The organism is Jeotgalibacillus sp. S-D1 (assembly GCF_004358665.1).
GTDB lineage: Bacteria > Bacillota > Bacilli > Bacillales > Jeotgalibacillaceae > Jeotgalibacillus.
On sequence record NZ_SMZR01000022.1, the window covers coordinates 1 to 3425 of the forward strand.

At 46.0% G+C, this 3425-nt stretch carries 3 protein-coding genes; all 3 read right to left on the reverse strand.

What is annotated here, in order from left to right:
- Positions 1 to 59 precede the first annotated feature (59 nt).
- The 3 genes from E2R51_RS20470 to exaC all read right to left on the reverse strand — a co-directional run bounded on the left by E2R51_RS20470 (position 60) and on the right by exaC (position 3223).
- A complete protein-coding gene (locus E2R51_RS20470) occupies positions 60 to 386 on the reverse strand; it encodes a DUF779 domain-containing protein (RefSeq protein ID WP_060995664.1) in 327 nt (108 codons plus the stop codon).
- Between the two features lie 184 nt (positions 387 to 570).
- Positions 571 to 1587: an alcohol dehydrogenase AdhP gene (gene adhP, locus E2R51_RS20475; RefSeq protein ID WP_133378727.1), complete on the reverse strand. Its 1017-nt coding sequence runs from the start codon at positions 1585 to 1587 to the stop codon at positions 571 to 573.
- Positions 1588 to 1696: 109 nt separating this feature from the next.
- Positions 1697 to 3223, reverse strand: a complete 1527-nt coding sequence (gene exaC / locus E2R51_RS20480) for an acetaldehyde dehydrogenase ExaC (protein WP_133378726.1) — start codon at positions 3221 to 3223, stop codon at positions 1697 to 1699.
- Positions 3224 to 3425: the final 202 nt, after the last annotated feature.

Sequence of the window (3425 nt, forward strand, 5' to 3'; positions counted from 1 at the left end):
AATAAGACATAAAATGCGCTGATATGAGACTGATAGCTTCTTGTGAATAAAGTAGTAGTTTACACCGCACATACTTCTGAACGGACGATAAAGCGCTTACCTTCAGGTATCTCAAGCGAAAAACTGGCCCCGCGTCCATCGACTACATCGATGGTTAAATCCGTATGTTGCCAAAGTTTATGCTGCGCTTTACCCATATAAAAGGGACAGCCAGCGAGCTCACCGATGAGCACGTCTTGGCCGCCCACTTTAAACTCGCCCAATGGATAACACATCGGTGAGCTACCATCGCAGCAGCCGCCAGATTGATGGAACATCAGGTCACCGTGTTTGGACTTTAATAGCTCAATTAACGCAACGCAGGCTTCTGTCGCTTCAAGTTTCATAACGTGCTCCTTATTTTTAAACTTTTACCCAAACTAATCGGTAAAATATAAAAGGCCGCATCATCATCACTCACATCATTAATAGCATGTGGCTGAAAACGATACGACCTGTTATTTGTGACCAAACGTCGTAATTATCGAGATAATTTCTAAAAAATAAAAATGTCTCAAATAATTGACATGTCTACATAGAGTAATCAATGACGATGCGACCCTCAATCTTACCATCACGCATACGATCAAAAATGTCATTGATGTTTTCAAGTGGCTCAGCGGCAACAGTCGCTTTTACTTGACCTGCCGCTGCCATATCTAGCGACTCTTGTAGGTCCAGGCGTGTACCAACGATTGAGCCACGAATGGTAATACCATTTAGTACCGTATCAAAGATAGAGACAGGGAAGTCGCCTGTTGGCAGACCATTACAGACTAAAGTACCACCGCGGCGCAGCATGGTCAGCGCTTGATCAAAGGCCTTAGAGGAGACGGCTGTCACTAGCACACCATGAGCACCGCCGATCTCTTCTTGCAGATACTCACCAGGATCGGTGTTTTTGGCATTGACGGTGACTTTTGCCCCCAGTTTTTTGGCAAAATCGAGCTTTTCATCGTCAATATCGACGGCAGCAACGTTCAGTCCCATGGCAATGGCGTACTGTACCGCCATGTGACCAAGTCCACCGATACCTGAAATGACGACCCAATCACCTGGTTTGGTGTCTGTCATTTTCAGACCTTTATATACCGTCACACCCGCACATAGAACTGGTGCAATCTCAACAGAGTCAACGCTCTCAGGAATAATGCCAACATAGTCAGCATCTGCCAATACGTATTCTGCAAAGCTACCATTCACTGAGTAGCCAGAGTTCTTTTGACTTAGGCACAGGGTTTCCCAGCCACCTAGACAGTGCGTACAGTGACCACAGGCAGAGTAGAGCCAAGGCACACCGACACGGTCGCCTTCTTTAACATGCTTAACACCTTCACCCACAGCAGTGATCAGGCCGACACCTTCATGACCAGGGATAAACGGGGGGCTTGGTTTGACTGGCCAATCGCCTTCGACAGCGTGCAGGTCGGTATGACAGACACCTGATGCCTGCATTTTTACTACAATTTGACCAGGACCTGGGGTAGGGATATCAACTTCTTCAATCTGCAGAGGTTGGTTGAACTCATGCAGAACCGCAGCTTTCATTTTATTAGCCATGTTACTTTCTCCTTATCGTGGATGGTGAGTTGATAGATGTCATATCTACCAACTCATTATTTTATGGTGGCTGCCATAAAGTGCGTGACAGACAGGCTTAAAAGAAGCCCATCTTTTTGGGACTATAAGAAACCAGCATGTTTTTGGTTTGCTGATAATGATCAAGCATCATTAGATGGTTTTCGCGGCCGATACCCGATTGCTTGTAGCCACCAAATGCAGAATGCGAAGGATAGATGTGGTAGCAGTTGGTCCACACGCGACCTGCTTGGATGCCACGTCCGAAGCGATAGGCTTTGTGTACACTGCGTGTCCAGACTCCAGCACCAAGACCATATAAGGTGTCATTAGCAATGCTCATGGCCTCTTCGTCGTCTTTAAATTTCGTGACGGCAAGTACTGGTCCAAAGATTTCTTCTTGGAACACGCGCATATCATTGGTGCCTTCAAAGATGGTCGGTTTCACATAATAACCGTCGCCAAGCTCGCCATCGTGTTTGGCTTGCTCGCCGCCAACCAAGACTTTTGCGCCTTCTTTTTTACCGATATCCAGATAAGATAAGATTTTTTCTAACTGGTCTGAGCTGGCTTGGGCACCAATCATGGTGTCAGTGTCTAGTGGATTGCCCATTTTGATGGCTTTGACGCGCTCGATACAGCGTTTGATAAATTCATCATAAATACTCTCATGTACCAGAGCACGCGACGGACAGGTACAAACCTCACCTTGGTTTAAGGCAAACATGACCAAACCTTCAACGGCTTTATCCAAGAAATCATCGTCTTCGTCCATGACATCAGCAAAGAAGATATTTGGACTCTTACCACCCAGCTCTAGGGTAACTGGAATGATGTTTTCACTGGCGTACTGCATGATTAGGCGACCAGTAGTCGTCTCACCAGTAAAGGCAACTTTATTGATACGTGGATTGGAGGCAAGCGGCTTACCAGCTTCAACTCCGAAACCGTTGACCACGTTGAGGACACCTTTTGGTAAGATATCAGCAATCCCGATCGTCTCTAGCATAAATAGGATAGAGGCAGGCGTTTGCTCTGCAGGCTTGAGTACTATACAGTTACCAGCAGCAAGCGCAGGGGCTAGCTTCCATACTGCCATGAGGATCGGAAAGTTCCATGGGATAATTTGGCCGACGACACCAAGTGGCTCATGGAAGTGATAAGCAACCGTGTCATCATCAATTTGACTGATGCCGCCTTCTTGGGCGCGAATGGCACTGGCAAAATAGCGAAAGTGATCGACAGCTAATGGAATGTCTGCTGCTAGGGTTTCACGTACAGGCTTGCCGTTTTCATACGTTTCGGCAATGGCGATGGCTTCTAAATTGGCTTCCATCTTATCTGCAATTTTGAGCAGTAGATTGGCACGTTCAGCGACACTGGTTTTGCCCCAAGCGTCTTTGGCAGCATGAGCAGCGTCTAAGGCTTTTTCAATATCCGCTTCTTTTGAACGGGCGACTTGGCAGATGACTTTACCGTCAATGGGGCTGGTGTTGTCAAAGTATTCTCCATCGGCTGGTGCGACCCACTCACCATTGATAAAGTTGTCATATTTTTCGCGGAATTGGACGGGGCTGTTTTCTGTATTGGGATAGGCGTGTAGCATTAACGACTCCTTGTTGTATTAATTTATAAAGCAAATAAACGTTCAAGCCTTTGATATATGATCTTTTGAGGTCATATCTATAAAGTCACTTGCACGGTTTTGCTGGATCTTCCTGATCAGGTTGACAGTCTATCCTACTGAACTTTTATACATATAGATAGGTACTTTTAGTAAAGCAAATCAGGTTGTTTCATAAATTTAG

Excerpts from the sequence above, each read along its gene's own strand:
- E2R51_RS20470 (WP_060995664.1), bottom strand. The coding sequence starts at position 386 with ATGAAACTTGAAGCGACAGAAGCCTGCGTTGCGTTAATTGAGCTATTA.
- exaC (WP_133378726.1), bottom strand. The coding sequence starts at position 3,223 with ATGCTACACGCCTATCCCAATACAGAAAACAGCCCCGTCCAATTCCGC.
- adhP (WP_133378727.1), bottom strand. The coding sequence starts at position 1,587 with ATGAAAGCTGCGGTTCTGCATGAGTTCAACCAACCTCTGCAGATTGAA.